The sequence below is a fragment of the Sediminicola luteus genome (assembly GCF_002514735.1).
Taxonomy (GTDB): Bacteria; Bacteroidota; Bacteroidia; order Flavobacteriales; family Flavobacteriaceae; genus HQA918.
Genome location: NZ_NBWU01000005.1, coordinates 43,946 through 70,130, shown reverse-complemented (window position 1 = coordinate 70,130; position 26,185 = coordinate 43,946). Strand labels below are relative to the sequence as shown.

The window sequence follows — 26,185 nt, the reverse complement described above, 5'->3', positions numbered from 1 at the left end:
CCCCTAAACTATGAAAAGCAGGGCCAACCTTCCAAATCAGGAACCAAACTTTTATTGGATCGCGATGGGTGTATCTTGAAAAGCTACCCGTTTCCACTGCCCATCTTTAAAAGACCAGGCTTGGGTTACCCGAAAAGCCTTATGCACCCTAAGTCCGTTGTCCAATTCAGTAACCTCGACCTTACTGGTTACGATAGCCATGGTATTATGGCAATGCACTTTGGTATCGAGGACTTGATAAGAAAGTAAATGTAATTCCTTTTTGTCCAATCGGTTTTTACGCTGTTGTATATACCCTAGCCATTCCTTTTTGCCAATGGGGGCCCAACTTCCATTGGTATGTACATAGCCATCGGAAACCAAAGCATCTAAACGTTTTACATCGGCTTTTTCAAAAGCAAGGTTAAAGGTGTCTAAGGTAGCCAACAAACCAACCCTAGAAGGCTTATCCGTAAAGACACCATTACCCTGCCCACAACCTATGACCAATAAAGCTACAAACACTATCAGGCCAATCGGCTGTATCCTCCTTTTCATCATCAAAGGATAAATCTATAGGTTAATTTCACCAGAAACGTATTGTTCAAGGTCTGCCCCAAAATCTGGGTGTCGAGGTTATTTCCAAGGCTCGCCATGGGATCCCCGGAACCGGTTACCCCTTGCGACCATACAAAATATGCTTCAGAGCCCGGAATGTATTCCCAACGCAGTACCAGGTTCGACCGGAACTGTACAAAGGAGAAATTGGGGTCGCCAAAACTATAGTCAACTTCCCCATCGTTATTTTCATCGATCTCGTATTGCTCCGAATCGGTATCAAAAGCAATTTGCTGGTCGGTATATTGATGGAAACGGTCGTAGAAATCGGCCGCAGTAGCGTCGGTTACATATTTAAAATCGGTGTAGCGGCCTCTTGAGACAAAGGGCTGCCCCCAATACTGTAGGGTCAGGTCCGGATTAATATTATAACTCAAACGCAACGAAACACTCAGGGTCTCCTGCGAAATATCGCCGTTCACATAGCGGGTTTGATCGCCATGGGAAACATTCTCTACATATTGGAGCTTGTCGGTAAACTTACCATATTCCGGAAAGACCGATAGTTTTAAGGCATTAATCGGTTGGTAGGTAACCCCGGCTTCAACCCCTAAATATCCAAAGGCACTCTGTTTGGCCACTTCGTAGTTCATAAACCCATTGAAATACACCTTTTTCCGCCGGTCGGTATTGAACCATAACCATTGGCTAAAGGCCGGGTTCAGTTTTAAACGGGGCCCACCCCTTAGGGCCGTATTATTATATAAGGTAGGTTTGTAATTGAACCCGGTACCTGCATTCCAGTTGTTTTTAAAGGTCATATTGGTATTGGTATTCCATTGTACCCTTTTGATGTTGCCGCCATAGTCCCAAGCAAACCAATGATTGTAATTGAATTGGATACGCCTAAAAATGGAAAAGGGCTTGGTGATACGGTAACCCGCCCACGTATAATGCCTTAAATCGTCGGCCAAACGCTGGAACCCAATATCGTTCAGCTCCAGTTTAGGCGAACGCCAGGTAAATCCGCTTTCGAAGATTATACCTTTACCAATACGGCCCAATTGTAGGTTACCCCCTGTACCCACCAAATCGGTAGCATTGGGATCTACATCTAAATACGAGGCATCTACCCGGTCAAAATTATGCTCGTTCGCTTGCTGGGTTCGGGTTATGGCCTCCGTGGTCCCACGAACTTGACTAAAGACCACATCGCCCCCAACGTACCAGCTACGATCGTTCCAACGGTGTTTAAAATCTAGCCCCCCGGTATAGGCCGACTTGTGTAGATACTCCAGATTCTCGGGCAAATTTCTATTGGTTGCCGTAATTATACCTCCTATATACGAGTTGCGGTCGTTAAAATCTTTTTGCAATCGGGCTACCAAATAGTTGGTCAAGGGTTCTACCTCTACCTCGCGCCGGTTACCGTTCTCATCTTCGATTTCCGATTTTTCAGAGGCCGTAACCGACTCCAATACCCCTATAGACCAACCGTCTTTGGTCTTACCACTAAATTTAGCCGCGCCCAAAATCGTAGTATTGTCGGGGGTATCGGCAAATTCGCCATCGTTAAGGTCAGGAGAACCATGCGGACTGCGACCGATACGGCGCGAATAGAACAAGTTGTCGAACCCAAAGGTGTTCCCAGCCTCGGAAGACGACAATCTATAATCAAAAATATTCTTGTTCTCTACAAAGAATGGGCGGCGTTCTTCGAAAAAAATCTGAAAGCCGTCCAACGCAATACGAGAGGGGTCAGCCTCTACCTGGCCAAAATCAGGGTTTATGGTAAAATCCAAGGTAAGATCATTGGTCACCCCGACCTTACCATCTATTCCTCCGCTGAGCGTATAATCAGAACCATCACGAAACGGATTCCCTTCCTCCTTTTCATAGGTATCGAGGGAAGCAACCATGTACGGCTGTATTTCCAATTGTTTTTGGGGCACCAAGTCTTTTAGGCCATGAAGTTCTCCAAATTTACTGACCCAACCATTTTCTTCCCGTGGTATCAATTGCCAAGTAGACCGCTCTTCATTCCTGAAAAAGCGACGCATAACCTGTAGCCCCCAAACCTGTTCCTCGGCATTACCAAAACGCAATTGACTTAAGGGAATCCGAATTTCGGCCACCCATCCTTCCGGGGTAACCTGGGCTTTGGCATACCAAATAGGGTTCCAACTTTCGTCCCAATTCTGGCCATCGTTCGAGATAAATTCATCGCCCTTTACACCCGCAGCCGAAAGGTTAAATGAAAAAGCCGTCCGCAGATCGTGATAACTATCTATATTGATCTCAATCCAATCGCCTTCGAACCCATCGCGGCGCGACAGTCGTTTTACGATCTTATCGGGCTCATCGTCCAAACTCAATACCCCAAAGTAGATATTCTTATCGTCATAAAGGATCTTGAATTTGGTCTGATAGCTCGGGGCTTCCCCTTCATCGGGGGTCCATTGTATAAAATCGTTGCCCCAATCCACGGTTTTCCATGCCGCGTCGTTTAAAAGACCATCGATCTTCGGGGCCTCCCCTGTAATTTTTTGAGTAGTATATATACGTCTTGGAATCAGGGTAACCCCATTCTCCCCTTGCTTTTTGTTTTCCTCTGCATCTTGAGCAAAGGCCCCCAAGCCAAAAAGCAATAGTATGGCGCAGCAAATTCTGGATTTCATAATTGATTGATGGTTTATAGGAAAGACCAAGCATTTTCGGTACTGTTACAATCTTCGTGTTTTTTTAGATAATCTTAACATCTTTACTCCCTCGAGAAGCTAACAAGAGCCTAGGTTTTCTTACCTTTGGATTACTTCATTTATACTTGCACACACCCTAGTTCTAGGAAGCGGGCCAGCGCCCTAAAAATTTCTAGGAACAAGCATTTGGATTTCAACTTAATAATTGTACATTTGCAGCCCGTTTATCGGGATTGGACTGTTTAATAATCAAATATTAGTTAGTGTGGATACATTAAGCTACAAAACCATATCGGCCAACAAGTCGACCGTTGACAAGCAGTGGTTGCTAGTAGATGCTGAAGGGGAAACGTTGGGCCGATTGGCTTCTAAAGTAGCGGTTTTGCTACGTGGAAAGCACAAGCCTAGTTTTACACCGCACGTGGATTGCGGCGATAACGTAGTCGTTATCAATGCCGAAAAAATCCAACTTTCTGGAAAAAAGTGGGAGCAAAAAACCTATATACGTCACACCGGTTACCCAGGTGGTCAACGTTCAAGGACTGCTGCCGAGGTTTTGGAAAGAACCCCAGAGCGTATCGTTGAAAAGAGCATCAAAGGTATGCTTCCTAAAAACAGGTTGGGAGCCGATTTGTTCCGTAACCTAAAAGTTTATGCCGGTGCCGAGCATAAGCAAGAAGCCCAGAAGCCGCAAGCAATAAACTTAAACGATATTAAGTAATGGAGGTAATACACAAAATTGGAAGGCGTAAAACTGCCGTTGCCCGTGTATATGTATCACAAGGAAGTGGTAACATTACCGTAAACAAAAAAGAGTTGGCCGAGTACTTTACTACGGCTCCTCTACAATATAAGGTAAAGCAGCCTTTCGCTTTGACCGGTACCGAAGACACCTACGACGTTAAAGTTAACGTATACGGTGGAGGTATTACCGGACAGGCCGAGGCCATCCGTTTGGCCCTATCCCGCGCCCTTTGCGAGGTAGACGCTGAAAACAGGACTGCCTTAAAGCCTGAAGGTCTATTGACTAGAGACCCACGTATGGTAGAACGTAAGAAATTCGGTCAGAAAAAGGCCCGTAAGAAATTCCAGTTCTCTAAACGTTAATACAACTACGGTTGTTCGGGTCGGTGGGTCACCGACCCTTTTATGTTCATTGAAACCCGCGGTATTATCCGCACTATTTAAATTGTTGTCGTTGTTCTGGGCCCAACGGGTCTGGAAATTAGTTTAGCATCTAAATGGTAGAGGCTCGCCAAGCGTACCACTTTACCATTGCTAATTCAACGGAACGTAAACTATTATACAAAAATGGCAAACAAAACAGAAGTTAAAGACCTCTTAGAGGCAGGTGTACACTTTGGTCACCTTACCCGTAAGTGGAACCCGAACATGGCCCCATACATCTATATGGAGCGTAACGGTATTCACGTTATCAACCTTTACAAAACAGCCGCTAAGATCGAAGAGGCTCAAGAAGCCTTGAAAAAATTGGCCGCTAGTGGACGAAAAATCCTTTTCGTAGCCACCAAGAAACAAGCTAAAGACATTGTAGCCGAAAAGGCCGGAGCCGTAAACATGCCGTACATCACTGAAAGATGGCCAGGTGGTATGTTGACCAACTTCGTAACCATTCGTAAAGCCGTTAAGAAAATGGCTTCTATCGATCGTATGAAGAAAGACGGTACCTTCAACACCCTTTCTAAAAAAGAGCGTTTACAAGTAGATCGTTTACGTGCCAAGCTGGAAAAGAACTTAGGTTCTATCTCTGACATGACCCGTTTACCAGGTGCGTTGTTCATCGTTGATACTATGCGTGAGCACATCGCCGTTAAGGAAGCCCAGAAGTTGAACATCCCTATTTTCGCTATGGTCGATACCAATTGCGACCCAAGGCCTATCGATTTCGTTATTCCTTCCAATGATGATGCTTCTCGTTCTATCGAGGCTATTATGACCGCCGCTACTGCTGCCGTTGCCGAAGGTTTGGCCGAGCGTAAGTCTGAAAAGCAAGCTGAAAAAGAAGGTGCTGCCAAAAAAGAGGAAGCTCCTAAAGCCGAAGCCGCCGCTCCAGTTGCAGAGGCTGCTCCAGCCGCTGAGGCCACAGCTGCCACTGAAGATTTGACCAAAGTTGAAGGTATTGGCCCAAAAATCGCCGAGATCTTCCAAGGTAAAGGCATCAACACCTATGCCGATTTGGCCGCTAAAAGCGAAGAAGACCTTAAAGCCATCTTGGCCGAAGCCGGTGGTGCTTATGCTTCTAAGAACCCAGCCTCTTGGCCAAAGCAAGCCCAAATGGCTGCCGATGGCAAGTGGGATGAGTTGAAAACTTGGCAAGACGAAGTAAAAGGAGGAATCGAATAAGCCCCTTTTCAATAGAATTGATATAACTAAATATTAATTTAACATTGCCCTAAACCCAAGTAGTAATACAGGAATTATTTTAGGGGAATTTTAAAAAGCGATAAAAATGGTAAAGATTACCGCCGCAGAAGTAAACAAACTAAGAAAGGCCACTGGGGCCGGAATGATGGATTGTAAAAAAGCCTTGGTAGAAGCCGAAGGCGATTTTGACAAGGCCATTGAGGTACTTCGTAAAAAAGGACAAAAGGTTGCCGCTAAAAGGGCCGACCGTGAGTCTACCGAAGGAGCCGCTGCAGCTGCTGTTAACGCCGACAATACTGTAGGTGTTACCATCGTATTGGGTTGTGAGACCGATTTCGTAGGTAAGAACGAAAGTTTCGTAAGCTTGGCCAAAGAATTGGCCCAGCACGCTTTAAACTACGCTTCTTTAGAAGAAATGTTGGCCTCTGACTTCAATGGTATGACCGTTGCCGACAAATTGATCGAGCAAACTGGTGTTATCGGTGAAAAACTAGAGATTAAAGCTTTTGAAAAAGTAGAAGCTCCTTATGTTGGTTCTTATGTACACATCAACAAGATCGGTGCTGTTGTAGGTCTTACCGCTAAAATCGACAAAGCCGAAGAGTTGGCTAAAGATTTGGCCATGCAGGTTGCTTCTATGGGAGCCACTACTTTGTCTTACAAAGATTTCGACCCGGCTTATGTTGCCTCTGAAACCGAAGCACGTATCGCTGTAATCGAAAAAGACAACGAAGAGTTGGCCCGTTTAGGAAAAACATTGAAAAATGTACCTAAGTACATCTCTATGTCCCAATTGACCCCTGAGGTTATGGCCCAGGCCGAGGAAGACGCCAAAGCCCAATTGAAGGCCGAAGGTAAGCCAGAGCAGATTTGGGACAAGATCCTTCCAGGTAAAATGGACAGATTCGTTTCTGACAACACCACCCTGGACAAAGAGCAGTGTTTGTTAGACCAGGTATTCATCAAAGACGAAAAAGCCAACGTTGCCAAGCACGTAGCTTCTTACGGCGAGGTTGAAGTTGCCGGATTCAAACGTGTTTCTTTGGGATAACCATAGTATAATCGCATACAAAAGGGCTGCCATTCGGCGGCCCTTTTTCGTTTCTATAAATTCGACGGCCTACCCACCTAAAAATTGATTATTTTTGCCAAAATCTAATCTTAAATCCATGCAATACAACCGCATTTTATTAAAATTAAGTGGCGAAGCCCTAATGGGTAACCAACAATACGGCATAGACCCTATAAGGCTGGCCGAATATGCGGAGGAAATCAAAACCGTTGTTGACAAAGGCACCCAGGTAGCCATTGTTATTGGCGGCGGAAACATTTTCAGGGGCGTTTCAGGTGTAAGTGCGGGCATGGATCGGGTACAAGGCGACCATATGGGCATGCTGGCCACGGTAATCAATGCCTTGGCCCTACAGAGCGCTTTGGAAAACGTAGGTCTGGAAACCCGGGTACAATCGGCGGTAAAGATCAACGAAGTGGCCGAACCCTTTATCAGAAGAAGAGCCATTCGACACCTGGAAAAAGGCAGAGTGGTCATTTTTGGAGGAGGAACCGGAAACCCATACTTTACTACCGATTCCGCAGCCGTACTACGCGCCATAGAAATTGAAGCCGATGTAATTCTAAAGGGCACCCGAGTTGATGGTATCTACACTTCCGACCCTGAAAAAGATGCCACGGCTACCAAATTCGATAAGATTTCGTTTAACGAAGTATTGAACAAAGGCTTAAAGGTCATGGATACCACAGCCTTTACCCTAAGCAAAGAAAACGAACTACCTATTGTGGTTTTCGATATGAACACCCAAGGCAACCTTCAAAAGTTGCTATCTGGGGAACAGATCGGAACTACCGTTAAATAAGCAAGCTACCAATTTTTAGATATTATGGAAGAAGACATAAAATTTATTCTAGACAGCACTAAAGAAAATATGGACGCCGCCCTGGGCCATTTAGAAAAAGCTTTGGCCAAGATTCGCGCAGGTAAGGCCAGTCCCGTAATGCTCTCTACGGTTATGGTAGACTACTATGGCTCACAGACCCCTTTATCGCAGGTTGCCAACGTAAATACCCCTGACGCCCGTACCATTTCGGTTCAACCTTGGGAAAAGAGCATGCTTCAAGAAATCGAAAAGGCCATTACCTATGCCAACTTGGGCTTTAACCCCATGAACAATGGCGAGACTATAATTATCAGTGTACCCCCATTAACCGAAGAGCGACGTAGGGAATTGACCAAACAAGCCAAGGCAGAGGCCGAGCATGCCAAGGTCAGTATCCGTAACGCCCGCCAAGATGCCAATAAAGAGCTCAAGGACTTAGAAGCTTCTGAAGACTTGACCAAGAATACCGAAATGGATATCCAAGACCTGACCAATAGTTACACCAAAAAGGTCGACGACATCTACGAGGTAAAGGAAAAAGAGATTATGACGGTTTAACCGATCAATATACTATTGCAAAAGACGGCCCAAGTGCCGTCTTTTTTGGTTTATACAACAGTTTTTTACCAATCTACAACTAATATTTCCCTATACGGAACAAGCCGCTTTACTTTGTTTTTGGTCCAGAATATACACCCTATGTTATTACATTCCATAAAAGCCCGTTTAGGCTGTTTTGCCATTGCTTTTATATGTTGTTTTCAAATACAGGCGCAAACCGATATCACCGATGCCGCTGCTACCACCTATAACACCGCTTCGGAAGGCGATATGTACCGTGCTTTGCCCAGCGGGCAACTCTATGTTGGCCTATCCGATGGCAGCCTCAGGAACATCAACAAAGACCTTGAAGAACTTTTGAACTTTGGCAATGATGCCAATGGTGCCCTCATTAAAAACCTCGGCACCCCGGTAGATAACAATGATGCCGCTACCAAAACCTATGTAGATCAAGCCATAACCTACCAACATGTTAGTATCAATGAATATTTGGCCGAAGAATTGGTACTCGCTAGAGATGGACAGATTATATATGTGATTCCAGATGAACTGGACGGCATGGAAATTCAAAGAATAAGGGCTTCCGTGTATACCGCAGGTTCTGGCGGCGGAAACACCCAAGTAGCCCTTAGACATAGACAAGGAGGCTCGGAAAGCACAGTGGTTACTGTATCGGTTGCATCGGGAAATTACACAGGACAAGCCACTGTTGGCGGTAGCGTTACGGTGAGCGCAGGTGACATTTTACGCCTGAATACTACCCAAGTAACCAACAACGAACCCGAAGGGCTTACTTGTACCATTACTTTTAGCAACTAGCCAATGCGAAGAATTTTAGGAATACTTTGTGTTTTACTACCTATTTTGGTGCAAGCCCAAGACAAGGAGGTATTCTCCTCAGTTCTGCGTACCAACCGCTACACTACCGCGCCTTACTATGTAGAGATCGATTACCCCAAAAACCTACCGGGTATGATCGCACGTTATAGGGCCGATAGTACCCAGACCATAATCGACTACAATTACACCAATTTCAACGCAAATGGCATTGCCAATGGCTATAATGCCTCTCAACCGTTTTTTAGTGGCGATGTTTTTCAATGGGTAGACATTTCGTACCGCGACACGAATAACGATGGAATAAATGATACTCCGAACAATAACCATCTCACAGCACACAACAGATACCGAACCAGTATTGACCCCTGGGCCTCGGCTACCTATGTGCCAAATACCGCAACCTCGCCCAGTTACCGTACCAACGCCAAGGTACAGGGAGATGGAGTAGACGACCATTTGTTCAAAGACATCTCACCCAATCTTACGGACGATTTCACCTTTATTTTCGTAATGAGAGCGACCAATCCCAATCCAGGGAATTATAATTCGTTTATTGCCAGCTCTTCATCTACCTCGCAACAAAATCCGAACGGACCACGTATTGGTGGGGCCTGGCAAGTAAGCACCACCAACGACCGAAGCACCTTCTATTTCGGCTATTGTCGAAAAACCAACAGCGGTACAAGTTGGCTACCCCTAATTCCATTTGACACCCAGGTTCATGTATTTTATATCGAATACGACAAATCGGCCAATAGACTTTTGGTTTCGGTAGATGGTGTAACCCGCGTAAACCATACCGTTAATACTTCAAACGGCCAAATGGGGCCCATAATAGACGAACTCAGATTGTACCGTAATCGAAATATGGACACCTACATCGCCGCCGAATTCAACGAATTCTTCTTAGCCGAAGTATTGTTCGACGAATCCCAAAAACGAAAGATCACCAACTATCTTTTGGCCAAATGGGGCGTTTCTTCTTAGCTCAACATAACCAAAACCGGTATACATCTTAATTTGCCGTTAGATCCTTCGTTTGCGGTAGGAAGCCTATAGCATAATCCTTACCTTTGCCGCCAATTAATGGCCATCTATGGTATCTAAAATAACACAAGGCTTTTGGGCCACTGTGGCACGCACCATTTTACGGAACCGTATTCTCATACTTACCCTAATTGCAGGGGTAACCGTTTTTATGGGGTTTCAGTGGAAACACATGAAGTTCGCTACTACTGAGGCAAACCTTCTTCCGGACGACCATCCTACTAACATAGAGTACCAGACCTTCTTGGAACAATTCGGGGAAGAAGGAAATGTAATGGTCTTGGGTATCAAAGATTCCAGCCTGTTCACTCCAAACCATTTCAACCGATGGAATAAATTAAGCAAACAACTTCAGGCTTTCCCTGAGGTTGACTTTGTACTGTCATTGGACAACCTACAAGAATTGGTCAAGGATACCATAAACGAGCAATTTACTCTAAAGCCCTGGCTAAAAGACACACCTCAGGATAAAAGCGAAATAAACGCCCTTACCGAGCATCTTTTCAACAACCTACCCTTCTACGAAAACTTGATTTTCAACAAAGAGAGTGGCACGGTACGCACCCTGGTATATTTAGATAAAGACATCGTGAATACCAATGTACGTAAAGACTTCATCCTGGAAGACTTCAGTACCTTGGTCGCCAATTTTGAGGAAGAGACCCAAATGGATGTACGTATTTCCGGCATGCCGTATGTACGCACCAAAAATGCCCAGAACATTATTGACGAGATGGGCAAGTTTGTTTTGGCCGCCCTGTTGGTCACCTCTTTGATTTTCTTCTTTTTCTTTAGAAGCGTACGCGCCACACTGATTTCGATGTGTATCGTACTGATCGGAGTAATGTGGTCTTTTGGCACCTTGGGTATTTTCCAATACGAGATTACGGTGCTTACCGCCCTGATCCCACCCTTGATCATTGTTATCGGGATCCCGAACTGTATTTTCTTGATCAACAAATACCAACAAGAAGTCAAGAAGCACGGAAACCAAGCTCTGTCTTTAACGCGTGTAATCGCCAAAATTGGTAATGCCACCTTAATGACCAATGCCACTACGGCTTCGGGTTTCGCCACCTTTATTCTTACCAACAGTAAATTGCTGAAGGAATTCGGTATCGTGGCCTCGATCAATATTCTAGGCATTTTCATACTGTCGCTCTTGATCATTCCTATCGTTTACAGTTTTATGTCGATGCCTAAGACCAAGCACTTGAAGCATTTGAACAAAAAATGGATTGACAGTTTTGTAAAATGGATGGAAAACATTGTTCGTCACCAACGTATCAATGTATATATCACGTCTGTCATCCTACTGGTCATCAGTATTATCGGTATTTATAAAATCGACATCTCTGGAAGCCCTATTGAAGACATGCCAAAGGGGGAAGCCTTTTTTGAGGACATCCGCTTTTTTGAAGAGGAATTCAAAGGGATAATGCCGGTAGAAATCGTGGTAGACAGTAAGCGAAAAAAGGGAATCATGAAGCCAGCCACCCTAAAACGTATGGACCGCCTGGGCCAGGCCATTGAAGAGGTCCCTGAACTATCAACGCCCGTTTCTGTGGTTAATTTGGTAAAATACTCCAAACAGGCCTTTTATAACGGCATTCCCAAATACTATCAATTACCCACCTCCCAAGAGAACAGCTTTATACTCGATTACGCCCGAAAATCGTCGGACAACAGTGACCTTCTAAGTGGGTTTGTAGACAGTACCGGACAAGTGGCCCGCATGACCACCTATATGCGCGACATGGATACCGAACGTATGGAAGAAGTTGAAAAAGACCTTCTGGAAGAGGTCGCCAAAATTTTTCCAAGCGAGCGCTACGAGGTGTATTTGACCGGGAAAGCATTATTGTTCTTAAAAGGCACCAAATACCTGGTAAACAACCTCATACTCTCACTAGCTTTGGCCATTGGCTTAATCGCTTTGTTCATGGCCTATTTGTTCCGGTCGGTTAAAATGATCTTGATATCGTTGATCCCCAACCTACTCCCCTTGGTAGTAACCGCCGGTGTTATGGGCTTTGCCGGCGTACCCATAAAACCGAGTACCATTTTGGTTTTCAGTATCGCCTTTGGTATTTCGGTAGACGACACCATACATTTTCTGGCCAAATACAGACAAGAACTGAACAGTAGCGGCTGGAAGATCCGTAAATCGGTATATGCCTCTTTACGTGAGACCGGGGTAAGTATGTTCTATACTTCCATTGTTCTGTTCTTTGGTTTTTCGGTATTCGTCATTTCCAATTTTGGGGGTACGGTTGCCCTTGGGGCCTTGGTCTCGGCCACCCTATTGTTCGCCATGTTGGCCAATTTGGTATTACTACCCTCTTTACTGCTTTCTTTAGAGCGTAGTATCGCCAACCGAAAGACTTTAAAAAAACCACAGATCAATATCTTGCCGTCAGAGGTAGACCAAGAGGGCAATTAAGCCTTCTTTCTGATTTTCATTGCTGGCCTTTTTTAGCAAAAAAACTATCTTTGGGGCTTGTCAATACTAGCCTAAGGCCGGTATGGGCTTTCATAAATTAATAGTATTCCGGTGAACCTAAAAATGGGTACACCAATCTCGATTAGAGAACAATTGTAAATTAAATCATGCAACACAGCAGTATCAAAGCGGTTTTGACCAACACCCCTCCCCTAACGGAGGTCACAGTAAACGGATGGGTAAGAAGTTTTAGGAGCAATAGGTTTATTGCCCTAAACGATGGCTCTACCCTGAATAACATACAATGTGTTGTTGATTTCGAGAATTTTGAAGAGGCCTTGCTTAAGCAAGTAACCGTGGGCTCGGCCCTCCGAATAACCGGTACTTTGATCGAAAGCCAAGGTCGTGGACAAAAATTCGAGGTTCAAGTCACCGATATTTTCGTGCATGGTAGTGCCGATCCCGACACCTACCCTATACAGCCTAAAAAGCACTCTATGGAGTTCTTGCGCGAAAACGCCCATTTACGAATCCGCACCAACACCTTTAGTGCGATCATGCGGGTACGTTCAGCCCTTTCCTTTGCCGTACACCAGTACTTTAGGGAAAACGGTTTCAACTACGTACATACGCCTATCATTACAGGTTCCGATGCCGAAGGTGCCGGGGAAATGTTCCGTGTAAGCACCTTGGACGCCATAGCCCCACCAAAAACGGAGACAGGTGACATAGACTATAAACAAGATTTCTTTGGCAAGGAGACCAACCTTACCGTATCGGGCCAGTTAGAGGCGGAGACCTACGCCATGGCTTTGGGTAAGGTATATACCTTTGGCCCCACTTTTAGGGCCGAGAATTCGAACACCTCGCGCCACTTGGCCGAGTTTTGGATGATTGAACCCGAAATGGCTTTTTACAACCTCGATGACAACATGGATTTGGCCGAGGATTTCATAAAAAGTGTCATCGGCTATATTTTGGAGCACTGCCAAGAAGATCTGGAGTTTTTGGACAAAAGGCTTTTGGATGAGGAAAAGAACAAACCTCAGGCCGAACGCAGTCCAATGGCATTAATTGAAAAGTTAAAGTTCGTTTCGGAAAACAACTTTAAAAGGGTATCCTATACCGAAGCCATCGACATACTACGTAACTCTAAACCCAATAAGAAGAAAAAGTTCCAATTCCCCATAGACGAATGGGGTGCCGACCTACAGAGCGAGCACGAACGCTATTTGGTAGAAAAGCACTTTAAATGCCCTGTGATCTTGTTTGATTACCCAGCCAATATTAAAGCGTTTTATATGCGTTTGAACGAAGACGGAAAAACGGTAAGGGCCATGGACATCCTATTCCCGGGTATCGGTGAAATCGTTGGGGGATCGCAACGTGAGGAACGTTTGGATGTACTTAAGGAAAAAATCAAGGCCCTCGATATTGACGAAAAGGAACTTTGGTGGTATTTAGACTTACGAAAGTTCGGTACGGCGGTACATAGTGGTTTCGGACTCGGTTTCGAAAGGCTGGTTTTGTTTGCTACCGGCATGGGGAACATACGCGATGTAATCCCTTTTCCGAGAACGCCCCAAAATGCGGAATTTTAAGAGAGAATCCGTAATTTTATAGTTCTGACCAAAGCCCAGTCTTCGCATGTTAAAGCAACATCTTCAGTTCAAATTATCGCAGAAGCTTTCGCCCCAGCAGATCCAACTTATGAAGTTGATCCAGCTGCCTACACAAGCTTTTGAACAGCGATTAAAACAGGAACTAGAAGAGAACCCGGCCTTGGAGAGCGGTAAGTCGGAAACCGAGGTCGACGAGTTGTATGGCGAAGGTCCCGAGGAACGGGAAGGTGAAGTGATCGAAGCCGAGGACATCAATATAGATGAATACCTTAGCGACGACGAAATTCCAGATTATCGTACCCATACCAGCAATTATTCGGCCGATGAAGATGAAAAGAGCATGCCTTATGCTTCCGGCACTTCGTTCACCCAATATTTAATGGGTCAGTTGAATACAATCGCTTTGGGTGATGACGAATGGGTAATCGCCGAATTTTTGGTGGGTAGTATAGACGATAGCGGCTACATAAGAAGACCGCTTACCGATATCTTGGACGACTTGGCCTTTACCCAGAACATTTATACCGAAATGGAGACCTTGGAGGCTGTTTTGGAAGTAGTACAAAGCTTAGATCCGGCCGGGGTGGGTGCACGATCGCTGGAAGAATGTTTGGCCATTCAACTTAAACGAAAGGAACAAACCCCTTCGGTACAATTGGCTTTGGACATTATAGAACGTTCTTTTGAAGCCTTTTCCAAAAAGCATTATGCCAAATTATTGCAACGCCACCATGTAAATGAAGAGGCCCTAAAAGATGCCATTGGTGAGATTGAACGCTTGAATCCGAAGCCTGGGGGTTCCTATGCCGGAAACAGCCGAAACATAGAGCATGTGGTCCCTGACTTTTCCATTAGGATCGTAGAAGGGGAACTGGAACTGACCCTAAACGGGAGAAACGCCCCCGAACTTCACGTATCTAGGGAGTACAACAATATGCTGGCCGGTTATAAGGACACCAAGCAAAAAACCAAGGCACAAAAAGACACCGTGCTTTTTATTAAGCAAAAATTAGATGCCGCCAAATGGTTTATCGATGCCATACGGCAACGGCAGCAGACCTTATACATTACCATGAAGGCCATCATGGAACATCAGCGGGAATATTTTTTAACGGGTGATGAGCAAAAACTCAAACCTATGATCCTAAAGGACATTGCCGATGAGATACAAATGGATGTTTCCACAGTATCGCGGGTAGCGAACAGTAAATATGTAGATACCCCTTACGGCACCAAATTGATCAAGGAATATTTCTCCGAATCGATGAAAAACGAACAAGGGGAAGATGTTTCTACGCGCGAGATCAAGAACATTCTGAAAACCGTAATCAGCGCAGAGGAAAAGAAAAAACCCCTTACAGATGACAAGCTGGCCGCCCTTCTAAAAGAAAAAGGCTATCCTATAGCCCGTAGGACCGTTGCTAAATACAGGGAACAGTTAGGTATACCCGTCGCCAGACTTAGAAAACAGATCTAATGAACCAACTGGCCCGACTTATCTCGTACCTCTATCACCCGCTTTTTATGCCTTTGATAGGCTGTATCACCTATTTTATGGTAAGTCCAAGGTACAACAGCGCTGAAGAGGTAAAGGCTATTTTGTTCCCCATTTTTATACTTACGATTCTGGTACCTATTTTATGCTTTTATATCCTGAAGAAATTCGGGGTGGTCAAATCGGTTTTCCTTTTTGGCCTTAAAGAGCGGAAGTACCCCTATATGATTCAATTGTGCATACTTCTCTTTATCGTATATAAACTTTTACCTAACCGTGGGCTTCCCGAACTATATTACTTTTTTCTAGCGGTTATAGCGGCATTTTTCTCCGCATTGGTATTATTACTGATGCGCTTTAAGGTAAGTATGCACGTAATGGCCATAAGTAGTATTCTGGTCTTTACCTTGGCTTTAAGCCTTCATTTTCACATTAATCTTACCGTACTACTGGCATTTTTGGTAGCCTCTACCGGAATTTTAATCACCGTACGCTATTACTTGAAAGCACATAGCCCCATTGAACTTCTACTTGGCTTTTTACTAGGTGTCACGGCCCAGATGCTAACGTTTAAGTTTTGGTTATAATATATGGAATAGAAGTCCGATACGCACGTCTTTTAAGCCTATTTCCTGACCATCATCCAATTGGACACCATCTTTATAAAGCTGGGTCAGGGGATAATAGAAATACAGGTTAAAACTATCGTATCCCATACTCAGACTAAGGCCGTATTGCCATTTTCGTAAATCCTCGTTTTTGAAGTTCAATTGTACGTCATTATTCTCAAAGGTACTTTTGGCATCTACGATATAACCGAACTTAAATCCCGCATAAATACGCCAAAAACTATAATCGGTTGCTGTGGATGTCCGCCAACGGAATTCTAATGGGAATTCAATTCTATGTAAGCGTAGTTTATTTCTGTTAAAATCTTCATTAGACGGTATAACATCGTAACTGACACCGCTTTTGGTCTCTTGGGCCCTAATATTACTAAATTGCTGATCTATAGCATATCCAAAGCCCAACCCAAAGGATACGTTTCTTCGTTTATTAATAGGCATATCCCGAACAAAGCCACCCATAAGCCCATAAGAAAAATTAGATTGATTTGTACCGGTGGGTCCTTCGATCAAATAATTATATACCACCCCTAGGTAAAACTGATCGTCCCTATATCTATCATCTACCACAATACTATCCGTAGCAGTTTGGGCGTAACTTTCACTAAAAACCAAAACGGCCAAACAGCCAAAAAAATAGTTGCGAAACATAGGTAAATATAAAACAAAAAAAAGCCCCAAACCTAGGCTTGGGGCTTCTATTACTATAGAACTAACTATTGCAGGTTCTTAAAGGCATCTCCTTCGTAAGTGGTATAATTCACTTTAAGGGCATTTACCTTTCTCAATGCTTGTTTCACATCCATTACGATACCCATATTGGCCTTTTTATCGACTTTTAGGGCAGTGGTCAATACATTCTGAAGTTCTTGGGCTTTCTTAGCTCTTTCTTCCAAAATGTAATCCCCTACAGCAGAAACATCGGCAAACTTATCGTTCAACTGTACTTTAGCTTCGGTACCGTATACTTTCTGGTAATCTTTACTTGGTTTACCAATAAATACATAGATAACACGATCCTTCTTTTCCAATTTCTTGATTTCGGTTGCGTTTGGCAACTCGTTCTCAACCAAAAGGGAACTATCTTTCATAACGGTAACCGTCATAAAGAAGAACAAGAGCATGAATACAATATCCGGAAGTGAGGCGGTAGATACCGGTGGTAATTCCCCGTCCTTTTTCTTTTTAAACTTAGACATAATCCCTTGTTTTAATTAGTTGATGTTTCAGCCTCTGACAATTTCAACGGAAACAAACCTTGAATCTTTAAAACCCGTTCTTTCAGAGCGTCACGTGTACGCTGTGGCGTTTCCGGGTTTAGGTATTCCGCTTCCATATCGGTAAAATTCCTTTTGTAAAGACGTTGACACTCTCGGTTACGTAAGTCGTTGTATGCCCCTACCAATTCATTTTGAACGGTAATATAAACGGCATAATTCGTTTTACGGTCGTTTTTGAGTGAAATAATCGCCTTATCAGGGTTATCCGATGAAGCCTCATCACGTTCACCTTTACAATAATCACAATACAGATCCGAACCGGCAGCAGCACCCCCATTGTCAAGGAATGCAATTGCTTTTGCTCTTAAATCTTTAAGATCGGTAAGTTCGTCTTCAACCAAAAGCTGTCCGTTTTGGTTAATATTTACCGTAAAGATGTTCTTTTGTTTAAGAATTACGGGTTCATCTGTTGGTGGCTCATCTGGCGGCAACATACGATCCAGACCTGCATCAGTTTCAATGGTAGTGGTTACCAAGAAAAAGATTAACAGTAGGAACGCGATATCGGCCATGGATCCAGCGTTTACTTCTGGAGCTCCTCCTCTTCTAGCCATAATCGTTTCGTTTTATTTGTTGAATACTCTCTTGATACCCGGAATGACCATTAAGATCACGGCGATGGCAACCAATGCGAAAAACAGGTTAAGTCCGCCACCGATCATTTTAACGGTTCCTTCCGTTGTAGGGTTCCCTAGTCTTTCCATTTCAGCTAAATCAACATCCGTGCCAGAAGCAACGAAATAGGAAGCAAGGGCCACAACAGCAAATCCTCCGATAGAGAACAAAGCTTTTTTCAACTTTGCCGGTGAAGAGAATAGATTTTTCAAGGCGAACAAAAGACTCGCCAAAACGGCAATACCTAACAAAAGGTAGGTAATAACGAACATAAAGTTCATTGCCGAGTTATTAACGGCCTCGGAGGCCGGTGCATCGCCATCAGGCAACTGGGTCCACAGAATAGCCCCAATTACACCCAATACGATCAATGCTATCTTTACAATTTTATGCATGATACTTTATTATTAAGGGTGCGACTTATTTCTTGTGGTCTACCAACATATCAATCAAAGAGATCGAAGAATCTTCCATATCGTTAACGATACTGTCGATTTTAGCGATAATGTAGTTATAGAAAATCTGAAGGATAATAGCGGTAATAAGACCAAATACAGTAGTCAAAAGTGCTACCTGGATATCACCAGCGATCAAAGAGGCACTCAAGTTACCTACTGCAGCAATCTTTTGGAAGGCCTGGATCATACCGATTACCGTACCCATGAACCCAAGCATAGGGGCAATGGCGATAAACAGGGATAACCAAGAAACGTTTTTCTCCAACTGTCCCATTTGAACACCTCCGTAAGAAACAACAGCTTTTTCGGCAGACTCGATGCTCTCATCGGCCCTATCCAATCCTTGGTAGAAAATAGAGGCAACAGGCCCTTTGGTATTTCTACATACTTCTTTAGCGGCCTCAACACCACCAGAAGCCAAAGCGTCTTCTACTTTTTGCTTCAATTTACCGGAGTTGGTAGTTGCCATGTTCAAATAGATAATCCTTTCGATGGCTACGGCCAATCCTAGAATCAAACATAGAAGTACGATTCCCATGAAAGCGGCACCCCCTTGGATGAACTGCTCTTTAAGGACTTGCGTAAATCCACGTTTTACCTCAGCAGCAGCTCCATCTTGGAACACGGCCGCACTTATCTGATTGGTACCTAGAATGAATAATCCAGCCATGGCTAGGATAGAGGATGATTTTTTCATTTTCTTCAAACTTAAAATTAGTTAGTTAATAGGGTTAAAGATAAAAAAAAATTGCAATTGCAATATTACTCTAATTAGCAGAGAGGAAGGGATTCGAACCCTCGATACACTTTTGGTGTATACACACTTTCCAGGCGTGCGCCTTCGACCACTCGGCCACCTCTCTAGTTCTTGTTTAGGGCGCCCAAATAACGAAAAAAATATTATTTGGCGAAATTATAATGGTTAATTTATTGCATTTCGCCCCTTAGTGGAGTTTCGAACACCGACTTCATCATTTCGGGTGAAACCCCCTGCCCTAACAGATACATTAATTTAGCCAAAGCAGCCTCAGCTGTAATATCCTTTCCATTAAGCAGTTGAAGCTTTTTGAGATGCGAACTGGTCTCATATTGCCCCATTATTACACTACCCCCCACGCATTGGGTAACATTAGCAATAAATATACCCTGGGCTTGGGCTTTTTTTAGGGCACCTACCATCCATTCGGCGGTTGGGGCATTTCCGGCCCCGTAGGTTTCCATGACCACGGCTTTTAAACCAGGGATACCTAAAACACCATTAACAATGCTTTCGCCAATTCCCGGAAAGAGTTTTAATACGGCCACATGGGCATCCATTTTAACATGGGCCTTAAATTTACGCCTACGATTAACCGTCAGTAAGGCTTCGCTATGCACACGTAAATGAACGCCAGAGGTAATGAGGGCCGGATGGTTCATAGAGGAAAAAGCCTCAAAATGCTCGGCATTCAATTTAGAGGTACGATTGGCCCGCAATAGCTTATATTCAAAATAAAGACCCACCTCCTGCACAACGGGACGACCCCTATTTTTTAATGCTGCAATCTGTACTGAAGTAATAAGGTTTTCTTTAGCGTCGGTACGCAGATCTCCAATAGGTAATTGGGAGCCTGTAAAAATGACAGGCTTCCCGAGGTTCTCCAACATAAAGGAAACAGCAGATGCTGTATAACTCATGGTATCGCTACCGTGCAAAACCACAAAACCATCATAATCATTATAATGGGCATCGATCAAGCTGACAATTTTCACCCAATGGGCCACATCCATATTCGAACTATCGATTGGATCATCGAACGAAATACTATCGATTTCACAACCCAACTGATGCAGCTCGGGAATATGTTTGGCCAGATCATCAAAATCAAAAGCCTTTAAGGCACCACTTTCATAGTCTTTGACCATACCAATGGTACCCCCAGTATAAATCAGCAGTATTTTAGTTTCGTTGGCCATAACCTATTTATAAATATCTCGAATTCAAAGATACCATCAATGATGGAAAGCCCATGACGGCAGACCTATATATTAAAAACCTGTTTTGAGTTCGCGGTGGTCACACGGGCCACTTCATCTAAAGTGATTCCGTATATTTTGGAGATTTTTTCCGCCACCTCAACCAAATAAGCACTTTCGTTACGCTTACCCCGATAAGGTACCGGGGCTAAGTAAGGTGCATCGGTCTCCAAAACGATTTCTGACAACGGAATCTGATCCAAAAAAGTGTCTATCTTTCCGTTCTTAAAAGTAACTACGCCGCCAATCCCTAGTTTCATTCCGTAAGATAAAGCCAATTGGGCCTGTTCTAAATTTCCGGTAAAGCAATGGAATATACCTCTAAGTTGTTCATCGGCCTCACTTTCGAGTACTTCAAATACTTCATCAAAGGCATCTCGACAATGTATGGCAATGGGTAAATCGTATTGTTTTGCCCATTGGATTTGGGTCTTAAAGGCCATTTTCTGGGCTTCCAGAAAGGTTTTGTCCCAATAGAGGTCTACCCCAATCTCTCCCACGGCATAATATTTCCTTTGCTCCAATTGTTGGGCCACATGGGCCAGCTCTTCATCTACATTTTCCTTTAAATGGGTAGGATGCAACCCGGTCATAAGAAACACCTTATCCGGATAAGTCTTTTCCAAATCGAACATAGATTCGGTATAGGTCGAATCTATGGCAGGAATAAAAAAGCGTTCTACGCCATTGTCAAAAGCACGTTGCATCATGGTCTCACGATCGTCGTCGAAAGCCTCACTATACAAATGGGCATGGGTATCGGTTAAAATCATGGGTCAAAGATACAATTACAACAAAAAACAAGACTATACGGAATTGGAAGAATTCATACCTTGCCCAAAAAAATAAGGAATGGCCAGCTTAAAACGTTTCCTAAAAGATAAAGCCTATATACGAATCCCACTAAACCTTAGCCCTACCAATCATTTTGAGGTAGAAGCCGAAGTTAATGGCATAGCAGGTCGTTTTATAGTTGACACAGGGGCTTCGAACACCTGTATAGACCTTAACCGATCCATACACTTTCAATTAGAATCGGAAGTTTCGGAAACCAAGGCCGCGGGGGCTGGTGGCGTTGGCCTTGAAACCGAGGTTTCGAAAAACAACCAATTAACCATTGGGCAATGGAAAAAGAAGAAAACGGCAATTGTCTTATTCAGTATGGTACATGTTAACCAAGCCCTCGAGGCCCATAGTGTAGCCCCCGTAGACGGAATCATAGGCGCCGATATCTTAAAAAAAGGCAAGGGCATTATAGACTATAACAAGCAAGTACTCTACCTAAAAAAATAGCCGTTCCTCTATAAAAACCGCATTTGAAAGTCAAAACTATTAGATTAGGCGAGCGATACTTAGTTTTAGCCCAAACCAACTAGCATGCGCAGCACCTACCTAATGGGAATTCTGACCCTTGCACTCTTTACAAGTTGTTCAGAAGACACCGAAACTATTGGATTTGACCCTAAGGGATTGGACCTACAGCTTACCCACACCATAGAAACTTCAGGAATTGAACTCGAAAGTCTCCATCTGGGCACTATAGATCTTTTAGCCAGTATTCCACAAGACCCAAAAAACCCATTGACTCCAGCGAAAATCCGCTTAGGCAGTTTCTTATTCCACGAAACCGGCTTGGGGCTTAACCCTAACAAAGAGAAAGGCATGAACACCTATTCATGTGCCAGCTGCCACCATGCCGGTGCTGGCTTTCAAAGCGGTCTAAGACAAGGCATAGGCGATGGCGGTTCGGGTTTTGGCTTGGCAGGCGAATTACGCGCCATGGCTTTGGACTATACCCCTGAAGACATAGACAAGCAACCTATTAAAAGTCCTGCGGCATTAAACGCAGCCTACCAGAAGCTAATGTTATGGAATGGCCAGTTCGGGGCCACTGGTCCAAACGCCGTTACAGAAGCCCAATGGACGCCAGGCACCCCTAAGGAAACCAACAATCTAGGTTTCGAAGGTGTAGAGACACAAGCTATTGCAGGGCTCGATGTTCACCGATTGGTAGTTGATAAGAATTTCCTGGATACCCAGGGGTATACCCAACTATTCGATCAAGCTTTTCCGGATACGCCTAGCGAAGCTCGTTATACCCCTGAAAAAGCAGGTTTGGCCATAGCTGCCTACGAGCGCACCCTTTTGGCCAATGAAGCCCCTTTTCAACAATGGTTGCGGGGCTACACCAATGCCATGACCAACGAACAAAAGTTAGGTGCTCTCTTATTTTTTGGCAAAGGCGAATGCTACACCTGCCACCAAGGCCCAGCATTAAACGACATGGAATTTCATGCCTTAGGAGTAAAGGATCTTATCGGGACAGACATTCACGGCGAAGTAGACGATGCCACAAAAAAAGGTCGCGGCGGATTTACCGGAAACAGAAATGACGATTACAAGTTCAAGACACCTCAACTATATAATTTAAAGGAAGCCCGATTCTATGGTCACGGAGCCAGTTTTTCTTCTATTCGGGAAATTATTGCTTATAAGAACAATGGGATATCCGAGAATTCAAATGTTCCTGAATCGGCACTTTCACCCCATTTCAAACCTTTACTTTTAACGGATACGGAACTAGATTTGTTGACCACTTTTGTTTCTGAAGCCCTAAACGACACCAATCTAAAACGCTACACTCCAATTAGTCTACCCTCTGGCAATTGTTTTCCAAACGCCGACCCCGCCTCCAAGGCCGACATGGGCTGCGACTAATAAACAAAGCGTGTTGCTTTTACTACCCTTCCTCTAAAATATTGGCATTTTAAAGTTTTTTCTTACGTACATGGTTGTTGTTGCGTACGTTTACTCCGAACACTTAACCATTTACTATGAAAGTACGCCAACCGTTGCCCAAAGCGGTCTTGTCCGTATTAGCTATTATTTGCTTGGCAGGATGCGCAGACGACCCGGACACCATACCGTATTCAGAAACAGGCCTAGATGCTGAACTGAACGATGCCTTTACCGCATTGAACATTGATAAAAACAGCCTTATACTGCCAGATTCAGACGATTACTCCAACATTCCCCAAGACCCCTTAAACCCGATTTCTTCTGAAAAAGTGAAGTTGGGACAATTGTTATTCCATGAAACCGGATTAGCCAAAAACCCGATCAACCCTTTGGGCATGGACACCTATTCCTGTGCCAGTTGCCATCATTTTGGTGCTGGTTTCCAAAGCGGATTAAGACAAGGCATGGCAGACGGAGGTATCGGATTTGGCATTAATGGCGAAGCTCGTGTACTACACCCGGAATACGCTGCCGACATGGCCGACCGCCAACCCCTTAAACAACCCCCAACCGTAAACCTGGGCTATCAAAAAGTAGTATTATGGAACGGCAAACTGGGCGCTACCGGACCCAATGTGGGAACAGAAGACCTTTGGGATGCCGACAACGGAGCCAAAAACAATCATTTAGGTTACGAAGGGGTAGAGATTCAAGGCATAGCCGGCATGGACATGCACCGTATGCTGGTAAACGAACAGATCGTTAACGAATTGGGATATCGTACCTTGTTCAACCAGGCCTTTCCAAATATTCCGAAAACCGAACGCTATACCGTAGAATATGCCGCCTTGGCCATTGCTTCTTACGAGCGTACCATAATAGCGAACCAAGCCCCTTTCCAACTTTGGCTTAAAGGCAATACCGATGCCATGACAGATGACCAAAAGAATGGAGCTATCTTATTTTTTGGCAAGGGCAAATGTTATGAGTGTCATAACGGCCCTGCCTTAAACACCATGGATTTTCATGCCTTAGGCTTTAAAGATATGGAAGGAGCCGGTGTACATGCAAAAATGGACGATGCCACTAGAAAAGGAAGAGGTGGTTTTACCCAAAACCCAAAAGACGACTACACCTTTAAAACGCCACAACTCTACAACTTAACCGAGGCGAAATTCTATGGCCACGGTTCCAGTTTTAACAGCATCAGGGATGTAATCCAATATAAAAACAACGCCATACCTCAAAACGAATCCGTTCCTGAATCGGCATTATCGCCTCAATTCCGACCCCTATTGTTAACCAAATTGGAAATAGACCTACTGGACGACTTCGTCAGCAAAGCCTTAAACGACCCAAATCTGAAGCGTTACGTTCCTGTTTCGCTTCCCTCGGGAAATTGTTTCCCGAATGCCGATAGTCAATCCCGAGAGGACATGGGATGTGACTAATACCAATTTAACCTACTGAATTGGTGCTTAAAACTGGAAAATCATGGGTTCCCAGCCCAACTTGAACCAGTGTTCTTTAAATGAGAAAGGGGCGTTGTAGTGGACGCCCCTTTCATTTTATTTGGCACCGCCAAAAGGGTTTATTACCTCGTGGTTTGTCTCGAAATAAAAACCCTATTTCCTTCGGATGCCTAGTGTACTTGTACCAAAGATAGTTTACAACAACAAGCTTTTGCCTTACAGCTCCAAAGCTTTTTTGATATCGTTATCCATCAAGAATTCGGCCGGGTTTTCCAAGGCTTCCTTAACGGCTACCAAGAAACCAACAGATTCTTTTCCATCGATAATTCGGTGGTCATAAGACAGCGCTACGTACATCATTGGGGCAATTACGATCTGACCGTCACGGGCAATTGGGCGCTCGATAATATTATGCATACCTAAGATTCCACTCTGGGGCGGATTGATAATAGGCGTTGACAACATAGAACCGAATACCCCACCATTGGAAATGGTAAAGGTACCCCCGGTCATTTCGTCTACCGTAATCTGTCCGTCACGGGCACGGATGGCCAAACGTTTGATTTCGGCCTCAATCCCCCTAAAGGTAAGGTTCTCGGCATTGCGCACCACAGGAACCATAAGTCCTTTTGGCCCGGAAACTGCTATACTGATATCGCAGAAATCATAAGAAATCATCTCTTTTCCGTCGATCATAGAATTTACGGCCGGGTACATCTGAAGCGCTCGAATTACCGCTTTGGTAAAGAAAGACATAAAGCCTAAGCCCACGCCATGCTTTTCTTTAAACTCCTCTTTGTATTGTTTGCGCAAATCGAAAATCGGACTCATATCCACCTCGTTGAAAGTGGTAAGCATAGCCGTTTCGTTTTTGGCGGCCACCAATCTTTCGGCCACCTTTCTACGCAACATAGAAAGTTTGGAACGGGTCTCTCCTCGGCTCCCTCCGGTTGGTGTTCCCATAGAAGGCACGGCCTTAACGGCATCTTCTTTGGTTACCCTACCGTCTTTACCTGTTCCTTGGACAGCTGAAGCTTCGATACCTTTTTCCGCTAAAATCTTTTTAGCTGCTGGAGAGGCCGTACCGGTAGCATAAGTGGCTTCCGCCTTTGGCGCATCTACTTTTGGGGCCGGTGCCTCCTCTTTTACAGGAGCTGCTTCAGTCTCCGTATTACTGGCACCACCTTCGGGTTTGGCCGCACTGGTATCTATAAGACAAACCACCTGGCCCACGGCAACGGCATCACCTTCTTCGGCTTTCAAAGTGATTATTCCACTCTGTTCGGCAGGAAGTTCCAAGGTCGCTTTATCTGAATCGACCTCAGCTATGGCTTGGTCTTTTTCGACATAATCGCCATCCTGAACCAACCATTCCGCAATCTCAACTTCGGTAATGGATTCTCCCGGAGAGGGAACTTTCATTTCTAGTATCATTATACGATCTATTTACTTTGC

General features: G+C 44.3%; 25 protein-coding genes and 1 tRNA gene. 15 read left to right on the top strand and 11 right to left on the bottom strand.

The features are described from left to right. Nucleotides 1–51: 51 nt before the first annotated feature. Nucleotides 52–537 (bottom strand): DUF4440 domain-containing protein, encoded by a 486-nt coding sequence (locus tag B7P33_RS15600; RefSeq protein WP_172435971.1) that lies wholly within the window; start codon nt 535–537, stop codon nt 52–54. A 2-nt stretch (nt 538–539) separates the two neighbouring features. Continuing rightward, complete coding sequence (locus tag B7P33_RS15595; RefSeq protein WP_097443153.1) at nt 540–3,215, bottom strand: DUF5916 domain-containing protein; 2,676 nt, start codon at nt 3,213–3,215, stop codon at nt 540–542. Between the two features lie 286 nt (nt 3,216–3,501). Here B7P33_RS15595 and rplM point away from each other — a divergent pair, with 286 nt between their 5' ends. The 12 genes from rplM to B7P33_RS15535 all read left to right on the top strand — a co-directional run bounded on the left by rplM (nt 3,502) and on the right by B7P33_RS15535 (nt 16,111). Next, the gene (rplM, locus tag B7P33_RS15590) at nt 3,502–3,957 is read left to right on the top strand and encodes a 50S ribosomal protein L13 (protein WP_097443151.1); all 456 of its coding nucleotides are present in this window, start codon (nt 3,502–3,504) and stop codon (nt 3,955–3,957) included. Beyond that, nucleotides 3,957–4,343, top strand: coding sequence for a 30S ribosomal protein S9 (gene rpsI, locus B7P33_RS15585; RefSeq protein ID WP_097443150.1), 387 nt, complete (start codon nt 3,957–3,959; stop codon nt 4,341–4,343). Before rplM ends, rpsI begins: the two co-directional genes overlap by 1 nt. Before the next feature lie 204 nt (nt 4,344–4,547). After that, nucleotides 4,548–5,600 carry a 30S ribosomal protein S2 gene (gene rpsB, locus B7P33_RS15580; RefSeq protein ID WP_097443148.1) on the top strand — a complete coding sequence of 351 codons (1,053 nt, stop codon included), beginning with the start codon at nt 4,548–4,550 and terminating at the stop codon, nt 5,598–5,600. Nucleotides 5,601–5,706: 106 nt separating this feature from the next. Next, complete coding sequence (gene tsf, locus B7P33_RS15575) at nt 5,707–6,672, top strand: translation elongation factor Ts (RefSeq protein ID WP_097443146.1); 966 nt, start codon at nt 5,707–5,709, stop codon at nt 6,670–6,672. Nucleotides 6,673–6,790: 118 nt separating this feature from the next. Then, the gene (gene pyrH / locus B7P33_RS15570) at nt 6,791–7,495 is read left to right on the top strand and encodes a UMP kinase (protein WP_097443144.1); all 705 of its coding nucleotides are present in this window, start codon (nt 6,791–6,793) and stop codon (nt 7,493–7,495) included. A 24-nt stretch (nt 7,496–7,519) separates the two neighbouring features. After that, a complete protein-coding gene (gene frr / locus B7P33_RS15565; RefSeq protein WP_097443142.1) occupies nt 7,520–8,074 on the top strand; it encodes a ribosome recycling factor in 555 nt (184 codons plus the stop codon). A 141-nt stretch (nt 8,075–8,215) separates the two neighbouring features. After that, on the top strand, nt 8,216–8,896 hold the full coding sequence (locus B7P33_RS15560) for a hypothetical protein (RefSeq protein WP_097443141.1): 681 nt from the start codon (nt 8,216–8,218) through the stop codon (nt 8,894–8,896). 3 nt (nt 8,897–8,899) lie between these two features. Further along, nucleotides 8,900–9,904 carry a hypothetical protein gene (locus tag B7P33_RS15555; protein WP_097443139.1) on the top strand — a complete coding sequence of 335 codons (1,005 nt, stop codon included), beginning with the start codon at nt 8,900–8,902 and terminating at the stop codon, nt 9,902–9,904. Between the two features lie 109 nt (nt 9,905–10,013). After that, on the top strand, nt 10,014–12,407 hold the full coding sequence (locus B7P33_RS15550; RefSeq protein ID WP_097443138.1) for an efflux RND transporter permease subunit: 2,394 nt from the start codon (nt 10,014–10,016) through the stop codon (nt 12,405–12,407). A gap of 167 nt (nt 12,408–12,574) precedes the next feature. Then, nucleotides 12,575–14,008, top strand: coding sequence for an asparagine--tRNA ligase (gene asnS, locus B7P33_RS15545; RefSeq protein WP_097443137.1), 1,434 nt, complete (start codon nt 12,575–12,577; stop codon nt 14,006–14,008). 46 nt (nt 14,009–14,054) lie between these two features. Then, on the top strand, nt 14,055–15,506 hold the full coding sequence (rpoN, locus tag B7P33_RS15540) for an RNA polymerase factor sigma-54 (RefSeq protein WP_097443135.1): 1,452 nt from the start codon (nt 14,055–14,057) through the stop codon (nt 15,504–15,506). Next, on the top strand, nt 15,506–16,111 hold the full coding sequence (locus B7P33_RS15535) for a hypothetical protein (RefSeq protein WP_097443132.1): 606 nt from the start codon (nt 15,506–15,508) through the stop codon (nt 16,109–16,111). The genes rpoN and B7P33_RS15535 overlap by 1 nt, the downstream gene beginning before the upstream one ends. Here the strand turns inward: B7P33_RS15535 and B7P33_RS15530 are convergent. From B7P33_RS15530 to B7P33_RS15495, 8 genes are all read right to left on the bottom strand, one after another. Continuing rightward, on the bottom strand, nt 16,106–16,801 hold the full coding sequence (locus B7P33_RS15530; RefSeq protein WP_097443130.1) for a porin family protein: 696 nt from the start codon (nt 16,799–16,801) through the stop codon (nt 16,106–16,108). The two genes, B7P33_RS15535 and B7P33_RS15530, sit on opposite strands and share 6 nt — an antisense overlap. A 65-nt stretch (nt 16,802–16,866) precedes the next feature. Then, entirely contained in the window at nt 16,867–17,349 is a 483-nt protein-coding gene (locus tag B7P33_RS15525; RefSeq protein WP_097443128.1) for an ExbD/TolR family protein, read from the bottom strand. Between the two features lie 11 nt (nt 17,350–17,360). Further along, complete coding sequence (locus B7P33_RS15520) at nt 17,361–17,984, bottom strand: ExbD/TolR family protein (RefSeq protein ID WP_097443126.1); 624 nt, start codon at nt 17,982–17,984, stop codon at nt 17,361–17,363. Between the two features lie 12 nt (nt 17,985–17,996). Then, nucleotides 17,997–18,440 (bottom strand): hypothetical protein, encoded by a 444-nt coding sequence (locus B7P33_RS15515; RefSeq protein WP_097443124.1) that lies wholly within the window; start codon nt 18,438–18,440, stop codon nt 17,997–17,999. 25 nt (nt 18,441–18,465) lie between these two features. Then, nucleotides 18,466–19,200 (bottom strand): MotA/TolQ/ExbB proton channel family protein, encoded by a 735-nt coding sequence (locus B7P33_RS15510; RefSeq protein ID WP_097443122.1) that lies wholly within the window; start codon nt 19,198–19,200, stop codon nt 18,466–18,468. Nucleotides 19,201–19,278: 78 nt separating this feature from the next. Next, nucleotides 19,279–19,366: transfer RNA gene (locus tag B7P33_RS15505), tRNA-Ser, on the bottom strand. Between the two features lie 64 nt (nt 19,367–19,430). Beyond that, complete coding sequence (locus B7P33_RS15500; RefSeq protein WP_097443120.1) at nt 19,431–20,459, bottom strand: asparaginase; 1,029 nt, start codon at nt 20,457–20,459, stop codon at nt 19,431–19,433. Between the two features lie 65 nt (nt 20,460–20,524). Then, nucleotides 20,525–21,292 (bottom strand): TatD family hydrolase, encoded by a 768-nt coding sequence (locus B7P33_RS15495; RefSeq protein ID WP_097443119.1) that lies wholly within the window; start codon nt 21,290–21,292, stop codon nt 20,525–20,527. Nucleotides 21,293–21,371: 79 nt separating this feature from the next. Here B7P33_RS15495 and B7P33_RS15490 point away from each other — a divergent pair, with 79 nt between their 5' ends. The 3 genes from B7P33_RS15490 (at nt 21,372) to B7P33_RS15480 (ending at nt 24,709) form a co-directional block, all read left to right on the top strand. Continuing rightward, nucleotides 21,372–21,812 (top strand): retropepsin-like aspartic protease, encoded by a 441-nt coding sequence (locus B7P33_RS15490; RefSeq protein WP_097443117.1) that lies wholly within the window; start codon nt 21,372–21,374, stop codon nt 21,810–21,812. Between the two features lie 84 nt (nt 21,813–21,896). Next, nucleotides 21,897–23,237 carry a cytochrome-c peroxidase gene (locus B7P33_RS15485; protein WP_097443115.1) on the top strand — a complete coding sequence of 447 codons (1,341 nt, stop codon included), beginning with the start codon at nt 21,897–21,899 and terminating at the stop codon, nt 23,235–23,237. Between the two features lie 116 nt (nt 23,238–23,353). Continuing rightward, entirely contained in the window at nt 23,354–24,709 is a 1,356-nt protein-coding gene (locus B7P33_RS15480) for a cytochrome-c peroxidase (RefSeq protein WP_097443113.1), read from the top strand. Nucleotides 24,710–24,946: 237 nt separating this feature from the next. On the opposite strand, the gene odhB is transcribed toward B7P33_RS15480, so the two are convergent. Further along, nucleotides 24,947–26,164, bottom strand: coding sequence for a 2-oxoglutarate dehydrogenase complex dihydrolipoyllysine-residue succinyltransferase (odhB, locus tag B7P33_RS15475; RefSeq protein WP_097443111.1), 1,218 nt, complete (start codon nt 26,162–26,164; stop codon nt 24,947–24,949). Between the last annotated feature and the right edge of the window lie 21 nt (nt 26,165–26,185).

Coding starts and splice junctions, on each gene's coding strand:
- B7P33_RS15510 (WP_097443122.1), bottom strand. CDS start 19,200: ATGAAAAAATCATCCTCTATCCTAGCCATGGCTGGATTATTCATTCTA.
- B7P33_RS15600 (WP_172435971.1), bottom strand. CDS start 537: ATGAAAAGGAGGATACAGCCGATTGGCCTGATAGTGTTTGTAGCTTTA.
- odhB (WP_097443111.1), bottom strand. CDS start 26,164: ATGATACTAGAAATGAAAGTTCCCTCTCCGGGAGAATCCATTACCGAA.
- rpsI (WP_097443150.1), top strand. CDS start 3,957: ATGGAGGTAATACACAAAATTGGAAGGCGTAAAACTGCCGTTGCCCGT.
- B7P33_RS15555 (WP_097443139.1), top strand. CDS start 8,900: ATGCGAAGAATTTTAGGAATACTTTGTGTTTTACTACCTATTTTGGTG.
- B7P33_RS15520 (WP_097443126.1), bottom strand. CDS start 17,984: ATGGCTAGAAGAGGAGGAGCTCCAGAAGTAAACGCTGGATCCATGGCC.
- B7P33_RS15480 (WP_097443113.1), top strand. CDS start 23,354: ATGAAAGTACGCCAACCGTTGCCCAAAGCGGTCTTGTCCGTATTAGCT.
- B7P33_RS15490 (WP_097443117.1), top strand. CDS start 21,372: ATGGCCAGCTTAAAACGTTTCCTAAAAGATAAAGCCTATATACGAATC.
- rpoN (WP_097443135.1), top strand. CDS start 14,055: ATGTTAAAGCAACATCTTCAGTTCAAATTATCGCAGAAGCTTTCGCCC.
- B7P33_RS15560 (WP_097443141.1), top strand. CDS start 8,216: ATGTTATTACATTCCATAAAAGCCCGTTTAGGCTGTTTTGCCATTGCT.
- asnS (WP_097443137.1), top strand. CDS start 12,575: ATGCAACACAGCAGTATCAAAGCGGTTTTGACCAACACCCCTCCCCTA.
- tsf (WP_097443146.1), top strand. CDS start 5,707: ATGGTAAAGATTACCGCCGCAGAAGTAAACAAACTAAGAAAGGCCACT.
- B7P33_RS15485 (WP_097443115.1), top strand. CDS start 21,897: ATGCGCAGCACCTACCTAATGGGAATTCTGACCCTTGCACTCTTTACA.
- rpsB (WP_097443148.1), top strand. CDS start 4,548: ATGGCAAACAAAACAGAAGTTAAAGACCTCTTAGAGGCAGGTGTACAC.
- B7P33_RS15495 (WP_097443119.1), bottom strand. CDS start 21,292: ATGATTTTAACCGATACCCATGCCCATTTGTATAGTGAGGCTTTCGAC.
- B7P33_RS15515 (WP_097443124.1), bottom strand. CDS start 18,440: ATGCATAAAATTGTAAAGATAGCATTGATCGTATTGGGTGTAATTGGG.
- B7P33_RS15535 (WP_097443132.1), top strand. CDS start 15,506: ATGAACCAACTGGCCCGACTTATCTCGTACCTCTATCACCCGCTTTTT.
- B7P33_RS15550 (WP_097443138.1), top strand. CDS start 10,014: ATGGTATCTAAAATAACACAAGGCTTTTGGGCCACTGTGGCACGCACC.
- B7P33_RS15595 (WP_097443153.1), bottom strand. CDS start 3,215: ATGAAATCCAGAATTTGCTGCGCCATACTATTGCTTTTTGGCTTGGGG.
- pyrH (WP_097443144.1), top strand. CDS start 6,791: ATGCAATACAACCGCATTTTATTAAAATTAAGTGGCGAAGCCCTAATG.
- B7P33_RS15530 (WP_097443130.1), bottom strand. CDS start 16,801: ATGTTTCGCAACTATTTTTTTGGCTGTTTGGCCGTTTTGGTTTTTAGT.
- B7P33_RS15500 (WP_097443120.1), bottom strand. CDS start 20,459: ATGGCCAACGAAACTAAAATACTGCTGATTTATACTGGGGGTACCATT.
- B7P33_RS15525 (WP_097443128.1), bottom strand. CDS start 17,349: ATGTCTAAGTTTAAAAAGAAAAAGGACGGGGAATTACCACCGGTATCT.
- frr (WP_097443142.1), top strand. CDS start 7,520: ATGGAAGAAGACATAAAATTTATTCTAGACAGCACTAAAGAAAATATG.